This window comes from Tenacibaculum sp. (assembly GCF_048269885.1).
In the GTDB taxonomy this organism is placed as follows: Bacteria; Bacteroidota; Bacteroidia; order Flavobacteriales; family Flavobacteriaceae; genus Polaribacter.
In genome coordinates this window covers 133,947-150,465 of the sequence record NZ_JBLWTZ010000004.1, presented here as the reverse complement: position 1 = coordinate 150,465, position 16,519 = coordinate 133,947, and the positions used below count along the sequence as shown (strand labels likewise).

Below are 16,519 nucleotides of genomic sequence, written 5' to 3'. Positions count from 1 at the left end.
CCTTTTACTGCACAATTAATTATAGTCAAAGCATAGCTTAGGCTATAAACTGTTGTACCCAATTTCCAACAACATTATTTACGCATTATGCAGTAAGCATGCATTTACAGAATTAGTTATTGAGTGACATCTTAATAACAATACCTTTTTAATTATGATACAGCCAAAAGAATTTTGGATTAAAAACATGGTATGTAGTCGTTGCTTAAAAGTAATAAAGCAAGAGCTACAAGAATTAGGAATAACTGTCCTTTCTTTAGAACTAGGGAGACTTTTAGTAGAAGCACCTGGAATAAGCGATACACAAATTAACCAAGATGTCGCTAAAGTACTTCATGCAAATAACTTTGAGATTGTTAAAAGTGAAGAAGATATGCTGGTTGAAAGAATAAAAATTATTCTTATTGAACAACTTGTTGAACTTCCATTAACCTTAAAGGTTAAGACTTCGGAACATTTATCATCAACCCTTCATCGAGACTATAAAACATTGAGCAAACTGTTCTCATCTAAGGAAAAGACCACTATTGAAAAGTACTTTATACGATTAAAAATCGAAAAAGTTAAAGAACTCATTCAACTTAAACAACATTCCTTTTCTGACATAGGTTACTTATTAGATTACAGTAGTGTAAATCACTTATCTAGGCAGTTTAAAGATGTGGTTGGAATGAGTATGACAGATTATAAAAACACAGAAAATTGGAAGCGAAATAATTACGATGAAATTATATAGATAAAAAAGAAAGTTATGCAGATAAAAACCTGCAACAACCTCTAGTTTCATCAAATTAAAAACTATTCAAAATGAGAACAATCCTCCTCACATTATTAATTATCCCAATGTTAGGATTTGGGCAAACCCTAGAGCATATTGACTTTATCTCCCCTTTTCACGACGGTCTAGCAGCTGTAAAAAAAGGGAATGAATGGGCATTTATTGATCAAAACGGTTCTATAATTATTGACTTTAGAAGTGATTTGATACAGACCAAAACAGACAAGGGTAACTATCCTGTGTTCAGTAATGGTAAATGTATTATAACACATCAAAAGGATGGTATACTCTATTATGGCTTTATTGATAAAAAAGGAAAAACAAGTATCAAACCACAGTTCCTAAATGTCTCGAATTTTCAAGGTAACAAGGCCTTAGCATTAATAGTTCATAAAGAGACCATAGGTTATAATGATATCTTTAAAAAAGATGTGGTCAACTACCATTATTATGAAGTGATCATTGATGAAAACGGAAATGTTATAGACCATCTAACTCAGTTAGCTATACATATTCCTCCAAAATATACTAAAAGTAAAACTCCACCAATCATCACTTCTAAATTTATTTCAGACAGTCTAATTGTGGTAAAGAGCAATAACAACAAATGGAACTTAAAAAAGATATCACGTTGAATCCTATTCTAGTCGAATCTTAAGATATTTTAAAAAACAGTAACACACTAAATCATAATCAAATGAGAACAAAAAAGCTTTTTTTCAGCATAACTCTACTGGGATTAATTTACCTCTTGACAGTAGGGTTTATTAATTCTCCTAAAAGAGAATATACTTCAATAGAGCAAGACAAGTGGGTGGCTCCAGCAAGTGCTGATAAAATAAAAAACCCATTGAAAGGCGATGCAAAAGCTACTGCATCAGGTAAAAAGATATATAAAATGCTATGCTTTGTTTGCCATGGACCTAAAGGAAAAGGTGATGGTATGGCAGGCACAGGACTTACACCAAAGCCAGCAGACTTAACCAGCGACACTTTTCAATCACAATCAGATGGAGCAATCTTCTGGAAGATAGAACAAGGACGTTCACCAATGCCCTCATATAAAACTTCAATCCCAGAAAAAAAACGCTGGGAACTTATTAACTATTTAAGAACCCTGAAATAATGAAAAAGACACTAGTATTTATTGCAATTGTTATTTTAAACTACTCCACTTATAGTCAGACATATAACAATTTTAAAACAGACAGCACTAAAACCTCCGAGTCATTTAAACCAAGTAAAACTCAGTTTATGATTAGAGGGTATGGACATACAGGTTTAAATACTTTAAGCAATAGTGAAGAAACAGAATCATCATATGTTGGTTCTGCCTTTGCTCCCATTTTTTTATTCAAACATTCAGATAGATTTATGTTTGAGGCTGAGTTAGAGTTTGAGTTAGAAGGTAATGAATTAGAAGTTGGTTTAGAATATGCTAATGTAATGTATGTTCTCAACAAAAACATGACAATTCGAGCTGGAAAGTTTTTATTGCCTTTTGGGACATTTATGGAACGCTTACATCCTGCTTGGATAAACAGGCTTCCTACAAGACCTTTAGGTTTTGGTCACGATGGTATTGCCCCTTCTTCCGGCATAGGGGTAGAACTTCGCGGAGCTTTTGATTTAGGAGGACCAAAATTAAATTATTCTGTGTATTCTACTAATGGTCCAAGATTAAAAGATGGTAGTGATGAACCAGAAGAAGCAGGAATGCTTCTATTCCAAAATTTTGAAGATAATAATAACAGTAAAGCCTTTGGAGGTCGTATTGGTTTATTGCCTTTTGCAGATTCTTCAGCAGAGATTGGCTTTTCTGCATATTCAGCAAATAAAGTTGGCGCTAGTGATTCCGAATACAAGAATGTTGGAGCATTCTTATACGCCATTGATTTTTCCTATATAAAACAAATCCCTGCCCTTAAAGGCTTTATAGATATTAAAGGGCAATACAATAATTCCAATATTGATAACGCCACTTATATTGAGATAGAGGATGATATAGAGGAAGAATATACCTTCAACAATAAAAGCAACTCATTTTATACTCAGCTTAGCTATCGTCCAACAATGGCTAGTAGTGACTTTCTAAAAAAACTAGAAGTGGTAGGAAGGTATTCAAACTTTAATACTCCTGAAGGTGCCGAATGGGAAGAACAGTCTGATCAATATGCTTTCGGCCTAAACTATTGGTTAAGCTGGAGGTCTGTGATAAAAGTTGCCTATCAGACAACTGATAGTACTGGTGGTCACGATGGAGGTGGCAAAACTACCGGCTTCTTTGTACACTGGGCTATCGGATTCTAATAAACTTATAAAACAACAATTATGAAAACAATATATAAAATAGCTTCAATAGGTTTAATGTTGCTTATAACAGGAGCAGTAATTGTAAGCTGTTCCTCTACAAAAGATAAATACACAGCTGTAACGGCTGTTGAAGACGAATTTAAAATTGAAAAGTCTGGCGCACAATTATGGGGAGAGACTTGCAACAGGTGTCATTTAGCACCTTCACCAGCAGATTATAATGATACTGATTGGGAGACTATAAGTTTACACATGAGAGTTCGGGCAAACTTAACAGAAAAGGAAATCACAAAAATTGAGGCCTTTCTAAAATCTTCTAATTAACAACTAAAATATATTTCTTTCCATTTTTTATTTACATGTAAAGGAATGTATCTAAAATAAAAAACAATGAAAAACAATCACTGGATATGGATGGTCATCGGATGCGGACTGCCGTTACTTTTTATCTTTTTAGCACCTTCTTTCGGTATAGGTGGAGGCTCGTCCCTTTTCATCTTTATACTATTCATGTTTGCTATCCACCTATTTATGCCCCATGGTTCACACGGACATGGAAGACATAAACATAACAATCAGAATGACCAGGATAATAAACACAACCATTCAGAAGAAAAACACAAAAAGCATCAACATCATTAAAAAACATCTATGATAAAACAAAAATTTCAAATAAGCGGTATCAGTTGTGGCGGTTGTATTTCAAGGGTCAAGAAGACATTGGAAGAACATCCTAATATTGAAAAAGTAGAGATTTTTTTAGCACCAAAAGGTGCCACGATTATTTCTATGAACGAAACGCTCTCTGTTCAAGACATACAAAAGCAACTAGATAAATTAGGGGAATATACAATTACAAAAATAAATCAATAACAATTTTAAAATTAAAAATTATGCATTTATACGACGGACACTTTGGTGGAATGCACCTTATATGGTGGATTATATGGATTATACTTCTTGCTTGGATATTCTTTATTCCTGCAGATATTCCATATCAAAAAAACAAAGAAGAAAACCCTCTGGATATTTTAAAAAAACGCTTTGCAAAAGGTGAAATATCTAAGGAAGAATTTGAAGAATCGAAAAAGATTTTAAAATCAGACAGCTAATTAAAAAACTATAAAATTATGTACCGATTAAACGTAAAAAAACTGGGATTTGCCTTTGGTCTTACTGGAGCACTAATTTACCTAGGCTGTATGATCGTAATGTCGACTGCAGGAAAGGAAGGAACAATCAACTTTTTTAACAGCCTCTTGCACGGCTTAGACACTACAAATATAATCAGAATGGATGTTCCTCTATGGGAAGCTGGTTTAGGAATCATACAAACCTTTATACTCGGTTGGCTTGTTGGCGCCTGTATTGCGGCATTTTACAATGCACAAATTAAAATAAAAAGATAGAAAGCTTGTAAGATCTTATGCAGTACGTTTGGTTTATATGGTCATTAATTATTCTGGCACTTTGGGCAGTAATTTATCTCATAAAGAAAGATTCGAGAAAAGAAATGCTCAAGATGAGCCTAATTACGATGCCTTTTGGGTTTACAGAACCTTTGTTCGTACCTGAATATTGGATGCCTCCTTCGCTTTTTGACTTGGCTAAAAAAACAGGTTTTGATATAGAAAGCTTCATTTTTTCTTTTGCTATCGGCGGTATAGGTGTGGTGCTCTACAATCTTATTTTTAAACAAACCTTGGTAGAAATAACACATACAGAGCGGAATCACAGAAGACATCACTTGCATAAATACATCTTATTTGTACCAGCTATTATATTTTTAATATTAGCACTATTCACATCATTAAACCATATTTATTGCGGTACTATAGCAATGTTCCTAGGTGGTTTGGCAACATTATATTGCCGGTCAGATTTAAAAAGAAAGATATGGGTTGGAGGCATCCTGTTTACCATATTGTACTTCATATACTTTGGAAGTATTCTTCCATTTTATCCCCAATATGTGAAGTTGTATTGGAATCTCGATAACTTGACCCATATTCTTATTCTAGGAATTCCTATCGAGGAACTGCTGTTCGCTTTCACATTTGGGATGTATTGGTCTAGTTTATATGAACACTTGTATTGGCATAAACCGGTAAGCTTAAATAAAACAATTCACAATTAACAAAAAGTAAAATGAAACAAAGACAATTTAAACAACAGAACGTTGCATCTGTAATAACAACAGTAGAAAAACCAATCATTAAAGTATCAGAACTATCCATAACTATTCTAGTCACGCTTATAGTCTCGCTTATGTTTCTCTCGTGTTCTAATCAGAAAAAAGAGAAGACAGCAGCACTTTCGGTCTCAGAAACAAAACCCATTCAAATGAATTCAGTTGTTGTTTCTCAAACAACTTATGAAATTGTACCAAACGATAAAGTGTGTATGGTAAACGATAGGTATATGGGAGTTGAGCAAATACCGATTGATGTAGAGGGTATAACTTACTATGGGTGCTGCCAAGGTTGTGTTGAAAAACTTCAGAAGAACATAGATAATGTCCGCTTTGGTAGCAATCCGATCGATGACACAAAAATAGACAAGGCTAATGCCGTAATCGTTCAGGATAAAAGTAAAGGGAATGTCTTTTATTTCGCTTCAAAAGAAGATGCTCAAAACTTTATAAATAAAAATAGAGCCTAAAATATTTATTAATAAACCATAAAATCATGAAAATAGTATTGGCAATAGATGGCTCAGATTTCAGTAAAGCAGCTGTTGAGCAACTTAACAGAATGACCTTGCCTTCAAATACCGAGATTCACCTTATAAACGTTTACGAATTCCCCACAGCACTAGGCCCAGAATTAATGGCTATCGGCGGTAGCTTAAACCATTATTTTGAAGAATTCATAAACGGTGCTCAAAAACTAGGGAACGAGATTGTTACGGAAGCTAGCGATAACCTTAAGAGTATAAATAAGACACTTACCATAACTACCAGCGTTGTAAGTGGGTTACCTAAAATTGCCATTCTAGAAAAGGCTGAAGAATGGGATGCTGATTTAATAGTAGTTGGCTCTCAAGGTCAAGGTGCTCTCTCACGTCTATTATTGGGTTCTGTATCACAATATTTAGCCACCCACGCTAAATGTTCGGTAATGATTGCAAGAGATAAAAATAACAGTTAGAGTATCCAGAATAAATATGGAAGACAACCACATACATAATATACAATCAAAATCGGCTTGCAAAATAGCGGACAATATATGCCTACCAGATACCAATTGGCCACGCGTGGTTATTGTAGGGGGTGGTTTTGCAGGTTTGGCCTTGGTAGAAAAGCTAAAGAACAAAAAAGTGCAAGTGGTTTTGTTTGACAAAAACAATTTTAATCAATTTCAGCCATTACTTTACCAAGTAGCTACTAGTGCACTAGAGCCTGACAGTATTGTGTTTCCCTTTAGAAAACAGTTTAATGGTTATAAAAATGTGGTTTTCCGATTAGCAGAAGTAGAAGAAATTCAGTCTTCTTTAAATGTTGTTAAAACCAATAAAGGAAGTATTCATTATGATTACCTCGTATTAGCCACAGGAACTACTACTAATTTTTTCGGTATGGATTCCGTTGAAGAAAATAGCTTAGGAATGAAGGATATTAGAGATTCCCTAAACATTCGTCATATGATGTTGCAAAATCTCGAACAGGCCGCCATCACTTGTGATGATGAAGAACGTGATGCGCTGACCAATTTTGTGATTGTTGGAGGTGGACCTACAGGTGTAGAAATGGCAGGGGCATTGGCAGAATTCTGTAAATATATTCTTCCCAAAGATTATCCAGAGTATTCATCCTCAATAATGAATATTTATTTGATCGAAGCAGGAGAAAAGCTGTTAGGCACAATGTCGGATAAAGCATCGTCAAAAACCCTAAAATACTTAATGGATCTTAATGTAAAGGTGCTTCTTAATGAAGCCGTTACTAATTACGATGGCAATAATGTTTCTACAAAAAACGGAAAGAGTATTCTAGCCAAAAATCTCATTTGGACAGCTGGGGTTAAAGGTCAGTTTCCCAAGGGCATTGACTCAAAGCATGTAGTTAGGGGCAACCGCTTAAAAACAGATTCGTTTTTAAAGGTAGAAGGTTACGAAAATATTTTTGCTATTGGCGATATAGCAGCTGTTACTACCAATAAAGCACCAAAAGGGCATCCACAGGTTGCGCAAACGGCAATACAGCAAGGTAAATACTTGGGTACTGCATTATTAAAAATAATTAAGGGTGAAAGTGTAAAACCTTTTGAGTATAAAGATAAGGGCTCAATGGCAACCGTAGGTAAGCGCAAAGCAGTAGCCGATTTAGGCAAATTCAAATTTGGTGGTTATTTCGCTTGGCTACTCTGGTCTATCGTTCACCTTATGTCCATTAGCGGCTTTAGAAATAGATTGATGGTTGGTTTTAATTGGGCGGTAAGCTATTTCACTTACGAAAAGAGCAACCGCCTGATTATTAGAAATTTCAACAAACCATCAGAATCAAAATCCACAATCAATTCGCAACCCGCAGTAAAAAAAATAACAATCAATGATTAAAAGTACTGCATATAATAGCGTCTGGATCATTACGAATAAAGTGTTTAGTAACACAGGAATTGTACTTTTAATAGCAGTAACAATAGCTATGCTTTGGGCAAATTCACCTTGGCAAAGCACCTACCAAAATATTCTAAATACTACTATTTCATTTAGCATCGGTAATTTTCAATTGACCGAACCATTACTGCTCTGGATTAATGATGGATTAATGGCTCTGTTCTTTCTTCAGGTTGGCTTAGAATTAAAAAGAGAAATATTAGGTGGAAAACTATCAACACCTCAAAATGCAGTATTGCCTATTGGTGCCGCTATTGGGGGAATGGTTTTTCCAGCCCTTATATATTTTAGCCTTAATACTAGTGGCGAAGCATCACAGGGTTGGGGAATACCTATGGCCACCGACATTGCTTTTTCTATGGGTGTACTGGCTCTTTTCGGAAAACGCTTACCCATTGCATTACGTGTCTTCTTAGTAACACTCGCCGTCGTTGATGATTTAGGCGGTGTAATGGTGATTGCACTTTTTTATACTTCTGGTATATCCACTATGGATTTATTTCACGCCTTTCTTTTCTTTGGATTACTAATTATTGGCAATTATGCTGGAGTACGAAAAACTTGGTTCTATGCCATTATAGGAATAGGTGGTGTTTGGCTAGCTTTCTTCTTCTCAGGAGTACACCCTACCATTGCTGGCATACTAACAGCCCTAGCTATACCAGGTCGTGTAAAAATTAACGAAGCTACATTTTCGCAACGCCTTGCTGCATTACACAAAAAGTTCAAACAAGAAAAGCCCGTAAAAGGTTCGCTGATTTCTCATTCCCAATTAGAAATACTCGAAGAAATTAAAGTTACAAGTTCAGAAGCTCAAACACCACTTCAAAAACTTGAAAATGCCCTAAATCCATTTGTGAATTTTATCGTACTACCACTATTCGCTTTTGCTAATGCTGGTATTCACCTACATGGCAAAGTGCTGGAAGTACTTACCCACCCAATAAGTCTAGGAATAGGGTTTGGCCTCATACTCGGGAAATTTATTGGTATCGTCTTATTTTCAAAAATTTTGGTCTTTCTAAAATTAGCGAAACTTCCTAAGAACATTACTTGGTATCACATCTACGGCATTGCCTTTTTAGCTGGTATCGGGTTTACAATGTCCCTTTTTATAAACGAATTGGCATTTGCCGATGAGGAATTTATCTATACCGCTAAAGTCGGCATTTTATTTTCATCACTAATCGCAGGCATTATCGGTTCCATCATTTTAATAAAAAATCAAACACTTAAAACAATATAATATGAAAAAAATAGCAGTAATAGGATACGGAGTAATAGGAAAAAGAGTGGCCGATGCAATCAACATACAGGATGATATGAAGCTTTCTGGAGTATGCGATATCATAAGCGATTGGCGCATTCAAAATGCGGTAAGAAAAGAGTACGATATCTATTCAGCAACTGATGAAGCTGAAGACAAAATGAAATCTGAAGGCATTACAGTAAAAGGAAATATGCAAGAACTTTTAAATAAGTCAGACCTTGTTGTGGACTGCACGCCTAAAAAGATTGCGGCTCTAAATGTGACAATCTATAAGGAACAGAACATCAAATTCATATTACACGGTGGCGAAAAACACGAAACCACGGGGCATTCCTTTAGTGCCGAAAATAATTATGAATCGGCATTAAATAGAGATGCGACCAGAGTAGTCTCTTGCAATACAACCTCTATATTAAGAACGTTAACCGCGTTAAAAAGAGCTGATTTATTGGATTATGCCAGAGGGACGCTTTTAAGAAGAGCTACAGACCCTTGGGAAAGTCATTTGGGTGGTATAATGAATACAATGGTTCCCGAAAGAGATATCCCGAGCCATCAAGGTCCGGATGCTAAAAGCGTTGACCCAGAATTAGATGTGATTACTTCTGCGGTAAAAGTTCCAGAAACTTTAAGCCATATGCACTACTGGAATGTGAAGTTAAAAAAGCAAGCCTCGAAAGAAGAAGTTTTAAATGCTTTTAAAACGTCTAGTCGTATAAAGTTTATTCAATATGACCAAGGCCTAGTCTCAAACAATACCATTAAAGAAATGTTTTTGGATATGGGAAGACCTTGGGGCGATATGTACGAAGTTGCACTTTGGGAAGATATGCTAAAGGTAGTGGGAGATGAACTCTTTTATGCCTATATCGTGGATAACCAAGCTATAGTAATACCAGAAACTATAGATGCTATAAGAGCACTTACAGGAATTGAAACCGACGGAACAAAATCCATATCTAAAACCAATAAAAGTTTAGGAATTTAATTCTAATTAAAATGAAAACAAACAAGAACATTGTAGAATTGTTGGGCGAAAAAGCCTCCTACTATTTAAATCACGTTTGTGAAAAAATCACGAAAGACGAATTACAAACACCAAGTAATAAAGGTCTTGATAACGTTTTTATTAATAGCAATAGAAATCCACAGGTTCTACGCAGTCTTTCACAGTTGTACGGTCACGGAAATCTGTCAGGAACTGGGTATTTAAGCATCCTGCCTGTTGACCAAGGCATTGAGCACAGCGCTGCTTTCTCATTCTATAAAAACCCAGATTATTTTGACCCAGAGAACATTATTAAGCTCGCTATTGAGGCGGGCTGTAATGGAGTAGCATCAACGTTTGGGGTTTTGGGATTAAATGCCAGAAAATATGCCCATAAAATACCTTTTATTGTAAAGATTAACCACAATGAATTGCTAACCTACCCAAATAAATACGATCAGACTCTATTTGGGAAGGTAAAGGACGCTTGGAATATGGGTGCAATTGCCATTGGTGCAACTATCTATTTTGGCTCAAAAGAAAGTAACCGTCAACTTAAAGAAATTTCAGAGGCTTTTGAAGAGGCTCATAGTTTGGGTATGGCAACCATTTTATGGTGCTACACCCGAAACGAAGCATTTAAAACAGAAAAAGAAGATTACCATGCTGCTGCCGACATAACTGGTCAGGCAAATCATTTAGGCGTTACCATACAGGCCGATATCATCAAACAAAAATTACCAACCAACAATTTTGGTTTTAAACATATCGATTTCGGCAAATACAATGATGAAATGTCTGAAACGCTCACTACAGAACACCCTATTGATTTATGCAGGTTGCAAGTAGCAAATTGTTATATGGGAAAAATAGGATTGATTAATTCTGGAGGAAGCTCTAATGGCGAATCAGATTTAATCGAAGCTATTACAACAGCAATTATTAATAAGCGTGCAGGAGGTTCGGGCTTAATATTAGGAAGAAAGGCTTTTCAGAGACCTTTTAGTGAAGGAGTAGAACTATTAAGATTAGTTCAAAGTATTTATTTGAATACAGAAATCAATATTGCTTAACAAAACAGAAAATGTTTGAAACAGAGATAAAATCACTAAAATCATTTAACGCTTATTTGGTAAAACTGACAGAAAGCCGCCTATGGTTAAAAGTTATCATTGCCTTGTTCCTCGGTGTTGGATTAGGTTTGTTCTTGAGTCCCCAAAATGGCTGGATCTCTAAAGAAACGGCTGATGTGATAGGCAATTGGCTCGCACTTCCCGGCGTACTTTTTCTAAAGTTGGTTCAAATGATTATGATTCCATTGATTGTGGCATCTATCATTACTGGTATCGCTAGTAATGATAAGGATAATCTTAAAAAACTAGGTGGTGGCGTGTTACTTTACTTTTTGGGTACTACCGTAGTTTCGGTAACTCTAGGTACTGTACTATCACAAATCTTCAAACCAGGTCGTTTTTTACACCAACAAGCATCATTAGAACACAACAAAATAACTAACACTGCAACAGAAGATGCTGAACTTTCTTTTGGACTCGACACCATTCCTGATGCTATATCAAACCTACTTCCTGACAACCCTTTGGCATCAATGGTAAGTGGGGAAATGTTAAGTATCGTGATTTTTACAATCATTATAGGAATAGCCGTACTATCGCTTGAAAACTCTTTACTACGCCCAGTAAAGCTTGTTTTAAGTGCTATACAAGAAGTCTGTATGACAGTAGTAAAATGGTCAATGCTTCTAGTACCTGTTGCCGTTTTTGGTCTTATGGCTCAACTAACCTCTAGTGTCGGATTAAGTTCCTTATCTGGTTTAACATACTATGTGGGAGTCGTAATTCTTGGTCTTTTACTATTGGTAATTTTCTATTTAGGACTTGTTACACTATTGGGAAAAACAAACCCGTTTCAATTCCTAAAAAAAATTCGAGATGTTCAACTATTAGCTTTTTCAACAACAAGCTCAGCAGCTGTAATGCCCTTGTCGTTAAAAACCGCCGAAGAAGAATTGAAAGTAGATAAGACTATTAGCAATTTTATTATACCTATCGGTGCAACCGTCAATATGGATGGAACTGCACTCTATCAAACTATAACTACTCTTTTTATAGCTCAAGCCTACGGCTTGGAAATGAGTTTACTTAACATTATTGTAATCATCGTTACCATTGTTGCCGCATCAATTGGTACACCAGCTATTCCTGGAGGTGGTGTAGTGATACTCGCCTCGGTTTTGGGAAGTGTTGGCATTCCATCAGAAGGTATTATCATAATTATTGGTGTAGAAAGACTATTAGGTATGTTCAGGACTGCCGTGAATGTTACAGGAGATTTAACAGCTTGTATAGTGTTCAATACTCTATATGGTAAAAACCGGCTATTAGTTGGTATTGAAAGTAAATATAAATCAAGTTTTAAACTATAAATCAATGAATCCTAACAAAATAAAACATATAAGCATATTTACATCTGGAGGCGATAGCCCTGGAATGAATGCTGCTCTCTACGCCATTGTAAAATCTGCTGAAGCAAAGGGTATAAAAGTAAGTGGTTTTAGAAAAGGATATGAGGGATTGATAGATGATGATTTAATTCCATTAAAATCACACGACTTACAAAAGTCAATGCATAAAGGAGGGACAATTTTAAAAACGGCACGAAGTAAACGGTTTATGACTCTTGAAGGTCGTAAAAAAGCATTACTGACCTTAACAAAAAACAAAATTGACGCTCTAATTGCCATAGGCGGTGACGGCACATTTAAAGGTCTATTGGCTTTTTCAGAAATATGTGATATCCCTTTTATTGGTATTCCAGGAACCATTGATAATGATCTCACTGGAACGGATTACACCTTAGGCTTTGATTCTGCTGTAAATACCGCTATTGAAAATATTGATAAAATACGGGATACCGCCGAATCCCATAATCGTGTATTTATTATTGAAGTAATGGGAAGAGATTCAGGATATATAGCAATTCATTCAGGATTGATGATAGGTGCCGATGCCATACTAATTCCCGAAAGCGCAAAAGACTTTATATATCTACTGGACAAGGTTGAAAAATATGATAGTGAAGATGCTTTCCTTATCGTCGTTTCTGAAGGTGATGAAATAGGTGCCGAACTTGTTTCCTCAAAAATAAAAGAAATCAATCCCAATGTCGATGTACGGATTACAAAACTTGGCCACGTACAGCGAGGTGGAAATCCTTCTGCTTTAGATAGAATCCTGGGTATAAGGCTTGGAGTGGCAAGTGTAAATACTCTTTTACAAAGTGAAAAAAATGTCATGGTCGGTTTTTTAAACAATCAATTGCACCTAACCTCATTTAAAGAGGTGGTGAAGCAACATCAAGTAAATACTGAATTATACGAACTTTTAGAACTATTTGGAAAGTAGAAATGATAGAAGCTTTAAAAAATATCAATCCATTTATCCTCGGGCTACTCATAAGCCTAGGCATTGGTCTTATTCTGGGGTTAGAACGCGAGTATGATAAATTGAAGGAAGAACAAGGTTTTGCAGGTATAAGAACCTTCCCTATTGTTGCCATTATTGGTTTTATCTTGGGAAGTCTATCCATAACCTATACACCTTGGTTGGTTATCATTATTGCATCGGCATTCCTATTATTTCTATCGTTAAGCCATCTTTCTATAGTTCAAAAACATGCTATGACGGGTATTACTACCAATTTAGCACTATTTGCTACATTGATTCTGGGAGTTATGGTTGCTAATCATTTGCACAAAGAAGCTGTTGCCACTGCAGTAGTAATTGTTACTCTGTTATCACTGAAAACAACTTTTAATACTTTCATAAAAAACATTACTTCAGAAGAGCTTTTTGCCTTTATTAAATTTTCAATTATTGCACTTCTTATTTTACCTTTTTTACCAAATCAAGATTATGGTTCAGAAGGCTTACTAAACCCTTTTGAGATTGGGGCAATAATAGTGATTGTCTCTTTTCTGAATTTCATCGGCTACTTCCTTGTAAAATATGTAGGATCCCAGCGAGGAATCTTGCTTACTGCCATTTTGGGCGGTCTAATTTCAAGCACGGCTGTATCCTGGATCTATGCATCACGAAGCAAAGAATCCCCAGAACTGTCAAAACAATACGCCGCAGGTATTATTATAGCTTCTGCCATTATGTTTCCAAGACTTGCTGTATTAGCCTATATCTTCAACAATGCCCTAATTGCATTTTTAGTCGTTCCTTTCTCCATCCTAACATTTATTTGTTTGGTTAGTGCCCTCTTTTTTATGAAAAAAGACAATGAGGTTACCGAAACAGGAATTAATCTTGGTAATCCACTTAATATCTGGAATGCACTTGGTTTTGGAGCAATATATATAGGAATAGCATTTGCTGTTTTTTACGGCAATCAGTTTTTTGGTGAAAAAGGACTGTACTATTCTGCACTCATTGCTGGTCTCGGCGATACAGATGCCATAACTATTAGTATGTCAAAATTTGGGGTTTTAGAAGAAAAATTTGCTCTCGTAACAAATGTTATTCTTACCGCGACCATAAGCAATATGATAGTAAAACTAGGCATTACCTATTTTAAAGGTTCCAAAAAAACAAGAAAACTAGTAATGCTAATTTTTGGAAGTGTCATTATAGTTGGCATAACATATATATTAATACAATTAAGAAATTAAAATGAGAACAACAATATTCAGTACACATAAATTTGATAAGCCTTTCCTTGAACAGGCAAACAATGGAAAACATGAATTAAACTTTCTAGAATTTAGACTTACAAAAGAAACAGCAAGATTAGCGAAAGGATCCAAAGCTATTGCCCTATTCTCAAACGATGATGCCTCTTCCGATGTCTTAGATATATTGAATCAACAAGGAATTAAGTATATCGCATTACGCTCAGCTGGTTTTAATCACGTTGACCTTGAAAAAGCAAATAAATTAGGCATAAAAGTTGCTAGGGTTCCTGCTTACTCTCCATATGCCATTGCAGAGCATACTTTAGCTCTCATCTTAGCCCTTAACCGAAAAATAATAAGAGCACACAACAGAGTTCGAGATCAAAATTTTTCACTAAATGGACTTACTGGGTTTGATCTAAACGGCAAAACTGTGGGGGTTATTGGAACAGGAAAAATAGGAGCAGCACTCATAAAAATACTACATGGTTTAGGATGCAAAATATTGGCTCACGATATCGTTGAAGACAAAAACCTCATAGACTCATATAATGTAACCTATACCAACTGTACTAAAATCTGCAAACAGGCAGATATTATAAGCTTGCACATTCCATTGATGCCATCAACGCAACACCTAATTGATACAGAACACATAAGCTTGATGAAAAAAGGCGTTATGCTCATTAACACAAGCCGAGGTGGTTTGGTTGACACAAAAGCCGTAATTGAAGGATTAAAATCTGGTAAAATTGGATATTTCGGGATGGATGTTTATGAAGAGGAAGAAGGTCTATTCTTTGAAGACCACTCTGATACCATTTTACAAGATGATGTAATTGCCAGATTGATGACCTTTAATAATGTTCTTATCACTAGCCATCAAGCTTTTTTAACCGAAACTGCATTAAAAAATATCGCAGATACCACGATATACAATTTAGACTGTTTTGAAGAAAAAGTCCCTTCTAGAAATGAAGTTACCCTAAACTAAAAATATATGAACCTATAAATCATCAAAAAATGAAAAACATATTAATACCAACCAATTTTTCAAAAAACTGCCACAAAGCAGCACAACTAGGCATTGAAATGGCCAAGTTGTACGGTTCTGAAATTCACTTTTTACATCTTATGAAAACCCCAGTAGATTGGGTAAAACTAGATAAAGAAAAGGAAAAACAATATCCCGAAACATTAAAGCAAATAGGTAAAGCAAAATCAGCATTACGTGAACTGGAAAAAACGGCAGAGCGTAATGACCTAAAATGTCGAACGTTTTTACAATTTGATGCTGACCAAGGTGATATTATAGACCATTCAGGTCATTTTCATCACGATTTTATCATTACAGGAAGTAGTGGTACTAAAGGTGTTATAAGAGAAATTACAGGCAGCAATGTTGAACAAATTGTACGAAAAGCCAATGCTCCCGTAATTGTTGTAAAAGATGAAGAAGTCAACTTTCCTTTTAAGAATATTGTATTTGTTTCAAATTTCGAAGAGGATATAACTGATGCTTTTAAACAGGTAATATCCATTGCTAATAAATGCGATGCTCGCATCCATTTATTGCGTATTAATACCGAGACAGATTTCAATAATATTAGACTTGGCCTAGAGCCTATTGAAAAAATGTTACAAAACTTCCCGAAGTTAAAAAACTATTCAATGGCTGTCTATAATGAACCCTCAGTTGAAACAGGAATCAATACATTTCTAGAACAACATCCTACAGATTTAATAGCCATGGTCACACACGGTAAAACAGGGTTTTTAAGCCTATTTTCAAAGAGTATTGCCGAAGGTGTCACTAATCATTCCACTTTACCTGTAATGACCATACATATTTAAACA

The 16,519-nt window shown here is 35.5% G+C and carries 21 protein-coding genes; all 21 read left to right on the top strand.

What is annotated here, in order from left to right:
• Window positions 1-154 precede the first annotated feature (154 nt).
• Window positions 155-736, top strand: a complete 582-nt coding sequence (locus ACN0WY_RS04700) for a helix-turn-helix domain-containing protein (protein WP_159612803.1) — start codon at window positions 155-157, stop codon at window positions 734-736.
• Window positions 737-807: 71 nt separating this feature from the next.
• Window positions 808-1,413, top strand: coding sequence for a WG repeat-containing protein (locus ACN0WY_RS04695; RefSeq protein ID WP_159612805.1), 606 nt, complete (start codon window positions 808-810; stop codon window positions 1,411-1,413).
• 116 nt (window positions 1,414-1,529) lie between these two features.
• Window positions 1,530-1,904: a c-type cytochrome gene (locus ACN0WY_RS04690; RefSeq protein ID WP_239178640.1), complete on the top strand. Its 375-nt coding sequence runs from the start codon at window positions 1,530-1,532 to the stop codon at window positions 1,902-1,904.
• Window positions 1,904-3,088: a porin gene (locus ACN0WY_RS04685; protein ID WP_159612809.1), complete on the top strand. Its 1,185-nt coding sequence runs from the start codon at window positions 1,904-1,906 to the stop codon at window positions 3,086-3,088. The genes ACN0WY_RS04690 and ACN0WY_RS04685 overlap by 1 nt, the downstream gene beginning before the upstream one ends.
• Window positions 3,089-3,109: 21 nt before the next feature.
• Window positions 3,110-3,415 carry a cytochrome c gene (locus ACN0WY_RS04680; RefSeq protein ID WP_159612811.1) on the top strand — a complete coding sequence of 102 codons (306 nt, stop codon included), beginning with the start codon at window positions 3,110-3,112 and terminating at the stop codon, window positions 3,413-3,415.
• 90 nt (window positions 3,416-3,505) lie between these two features.
• Window positions 3,506-3,733, top strand: coding sequence for a hypothetical protein (locus ACN0WY_RS04675; protein WP_417799673.1), 228 nt, complete (start codon window positions 3,506-3,508; stop codon window positions 3,731-3,733).
• A gap of 9 nt (window positions 3,734-3,742) precedes the next feature.
• Window positions 3,743-3,964 carry a heavy-metal-associated domain-containing protein gene (locus ACN0WY_RS04670; RefSeq protein ID WP_159612815.1) on the top strand — a complete coding sequence of 74 codons (222 nt, stop codon included), beginning with the start codon at window positions 3,743-3,745 and terminating at the stop codon, window positions 3,962-3,964.
• A 20-nt stretch (window positions 3,965-3,984) separates the two neighbouring features.
• On the top strand, window positions 3,985-4,203 hold the full coding sequence (locus ACN0WY_RS04665; protein ID WP_159612817.1) for an SHOCT domain-containing protein: 219 nt from the start codon (window positions 3,985-3,987) through the stop codon (window positions 4,201-4,203).
• A gap of 18 nt (window positions 4,204-4,221) precedes the next feature.
• Window positions 4,222-4,500, top strand: a complete 279-nt coding sequence (locus tag ACN0WY_RS04660) for a DUF5676 family membrane protein (RefSeq protein ID WP_159612819.1) — start codon at window positions 4,222-4,224, stop codon at window positions 4,498-4,500.
• A 113-nt stretch (window positions 4,501-4,613) separates the two neighbouring features.
• On the top strand, window positions 4,614-5,228 hold the full coding sequence (locus tag ACN0WY_RS04655; protein WP_239178636.1) for a lycopene cyclase domain-containing protein: 615 nt from the start codon (window positions 4,614-4,616) through the stop codon (window positions 5,226-5,228).
• 11 nt (window positions 5,229-5,239) lie between these two features.
• Entirely contained in the window at window positions 5,240-5,752 is a 513-nt protein-coding gene (locus ACN0WY_RS04650; RefSeq protein ID WP_159612823.1) for a hypothetical protein, read from the top strand.
• 38 nt (window positions 5,753-5,790) lie between these two features.
• Window positions 5,791-6,240 (top strand): universal stress protein, encoded by a 450-nt coding sequence (locus ACN0WY_RS04645; RefSeq protein WP_417799672.1) that lies wholly within the window; start codon window positions 5,791-5,793, stop codon window positions 6,238-6,240.
• A gap of 16 nt (window positions 6,241-6,256) precedes the next feature.
• Window positions 6,257-7,648, top strand: coding sequence for an NAD(P)/FAD-dependent oxidoreductase (locus ACN0WY_RS04640; RefSeq protein WP_159612928.1), 1,392 nt, complete (start codon window positions 6,257-6,259; stop codon window positions 7,646-7,648).
• Entirely contained in the window at window positions 7,641-8,954 is a 1,314-nt protein-coding gene (gene nhaA, locus ACN0WY_RS04635; protein ID WP_159612827.1) for a Na+/H+ antiporter NhaA, read from the top strand. The genes ACN0WY_RS04640 and nhaA overlap by 8 nt, the downstream gene beginning before the upstream one ends.
• A gap of 1 nt (window position 8,955) precedes the next feature.
• Window positions 8,956-9,966 carry a type II glyceraldehyde-3-phosphate dehydrogenase gene (locus ACN0WY_RS04630; RefSeq protein WP_159612829.1) on the top strand — a complete coding sequence of 337 codons (1,011 nt, stop codon included), beginning with the start codon at window positions 8,956-8,958 and terminating at the stop codon, window positions 9,964-9,966.
• Window positions 9,967-9,977: 11 nt separating this feature from the next.
• A complete protein-coding gene (locus tag ACN0WY_RS04625) occupies window positions 9,978-11,039 on the top strand; it encodes a class I fructose-bisphosphate aldolase (protein ID WP_159612831.1) in 1,062 nt (353 codons plus the stop codon).
• A gap of 11 nt (window positions 11,040-11,050) precedes the next feature.
• Window positions 11,051-12,409 carry a dicarboxylate/amino acid:cation symporter gene (locus ACN0WY_RS04620; protein WP_159612833.1) on the top strand — a complete coding sequence of 453 codons (1,359 nt, stop codon included), beginning with the start codon at window positions 11,051-11,053 and terminating at the stop codon, window positions 12,407-12,409.
• 4 nt (window positions 12,410-12,413) lie between these two features.
• Window positions 12,414-13,388, top strand: coding sequence for an ATP-dependent 6-phosphofructokinase (locus ACN0WY_RS04615; protein WP_159612835.1), 975 nt, complete (start codon window positions 12,414-12,416; stop codon window positions 13,386-13,388).
• 2 nt (window positions 13,389-13,390) lie between these two features.
• Window positions 13,391-14,659 carry an MgtC/SapB family protein gene (locus ACN0WY_RS04610; RefSeq protein ID WP_239178632.1) on the top strand — a complete coding sequence of 423 codons (1,269 nt, stop codon included), beginning with the start codon at window positions 13,391-13,393 and terminating at the stop codon, window positions 14,657-14,659.
• A gap of 1 nt (window position 14,660) precedes the next feature.
• Entirely contained in the window at window positions 14,661-15,656 is a 996-nt protein-coding gene (locus ACN0WY_RS04605) for a 2-hydroxyacid dehydrogenase (RefSeq protein WP_159612839.1), read from the top strand.
• A 29-nt stretch (window positions 15,657-15,685) separates the two neighbouring features.
• Window positions 15,686-16,516: a universal stress protein gene (locus ACN0WY_RS04600; protein ID WP_159612841.1), complete on the top strand. Its 831-nt coding sequence runs from the start codon at window positions 15,686-15,688 to the stop codon at window positions 16,514-16,516.
• Window positions 16,517-16,519 lie beyond the last annotated feature (3 nt).

What these genes read in the sequence shown, in the direction of transcription:
- ACN0WY_RS04615 (WP_159612835.1), top strand. Translation starts at nt 12,414, where the DNA reads ATGAATCCTAACAAAATAAAACATATAAGCATATTTACATCTGGAGGC.
- ACN0WY_RS04625 (WP_159612831.1), top strand. Translation starts at nt 9,978, where the DNA reads ATGAAAACAAACAAGAACATTGTAGAATTGTTGGGCGAAAAAGCCTCC.
- ACN0WY_RS04700 (WP_159612803.1), top strand. Translation starts at nt 155, where the DNA reads ATGATACAGCCAAAAGAATTTTGGATTAAAAACATGGTATGTAGTCGT.
- ACN0WY_RS04620 (WP_159612833.1), top strand. Translation starts at nt 11,051, where the DNA reads ATGTTTGAAACAGAGATAAAATCACTAAAATCATTTAACGCTTATTTG.
- ACN0WY_RS04675 (WP_417799673.1), top strand. Translation starts at nt 3,506, where the DNA reads ATGGTCATCGGATGCGGACTGCCGTTACTTTTTATCTTTTTAGCACCT.
- nhaA (WP_159612827.1), top strand. Translation starts at nt 7,641, where the DNA reads ATGATTAAAAGTACTGCATATAATAGCGTCTGGATCATTACGAATAAA.
- ACN0WY_RS04655 (WP_239178636.1), top strand. Translation starts at nt 4,614, where the DNA reads ATGAGCCTAATTACGATGCCTTTTGGGTTTACAGAACCTTTGTTCGTA.
- ACN0WY_RS04665 (WP_159612817.1), top strand. Translation starts at nt 3,985, where the DNA reads ATGCATTTATACGACGGACACTTTGGTGGAATGCACCTTATATGGTGG.
- ACN0WY_RS04670 (WP_159612815.1), top strand. Translation starts at nt 3,743, where the DNA reads ATGATAAAACAAAAATTTCAAATAAGCGGTATCAGTTGTGGCGGTTGT.
- ACN0WY_RS04695 (WP_159612805.1), top strand. Translation starts at nt 808, where the DNA reads ATGAGAACAATCCTCCTCACATTATTAATTATCCCAATGTTAGGATTT.
- ACN0WY_RS04660 (WP_159612819.1), top strand. Translation starts at nt 4,222, where the DNA reads ATGTACCGATTAAACGTAAAAAAACTGGGATTTGCCTTTGGTCTTACT.
- ACN0WY_RS04685 (WP_159612809.1), top strand. Translation starts at nt 1,904, where the DNA reads ATGAAAAAGACACTAGTATTTATTGCAATTGTTATTTTAAACTACTCC.
- ACN0WY_RS04605 (WP_159612839.1), top strand. Translation starts at nt 14,661, where the DNA reads ATGAGAACAACAATATTCAGTACACATAAATTTGATAAGCCTTTCCTT.
- ACN0WY_RS04650 (WP_159612823.1), top strand. Translation starts at nt 5,240, where the DNA reads ATGAAACAAAGACAATTTAAACAACAGAACGTTGCATCTGTAATAACA.
- ACN0WY_RS04680 (WP_159612811.1), top strand. Translation starts at nt 3,110, where the DNA reads ATGAAAACAATATATAAAATAGCTTCAATAGGTTTAATGTTGCTTATA.
- ACN0WY_RS04610 (WP_239178632.1), top strand. Translation starts at nt 13,391, where the DNA reads ATGATAGAAGCTTTAAAAAATATCAATCCATTTATCCTCGGGCTACTC.
- ACN0WY_RS04600 (WP_159612841.1), top strand. Translation starts at nt 15,686, where the DNA reads ATGAAAAACATATTAATACCAACCAATTTTTCAAAAAACTGCCACAAA.
- ACN0WY_RS04640 (WP_159612928.1), top strand. Translation starts at nt 6,257, where the DNA reads ATGGAAGACAACCACATACATAATATACAATCAAAATCGGCTTGCAAA.
- ACN0WY_RS04630 (WP_159612829.1), top strand. Translation starts at nt 8,956, where the DNA reads ATGAAAAAAATAGCAGTAATAGGATACGGAGTAATAGGAAAAAGAGTG.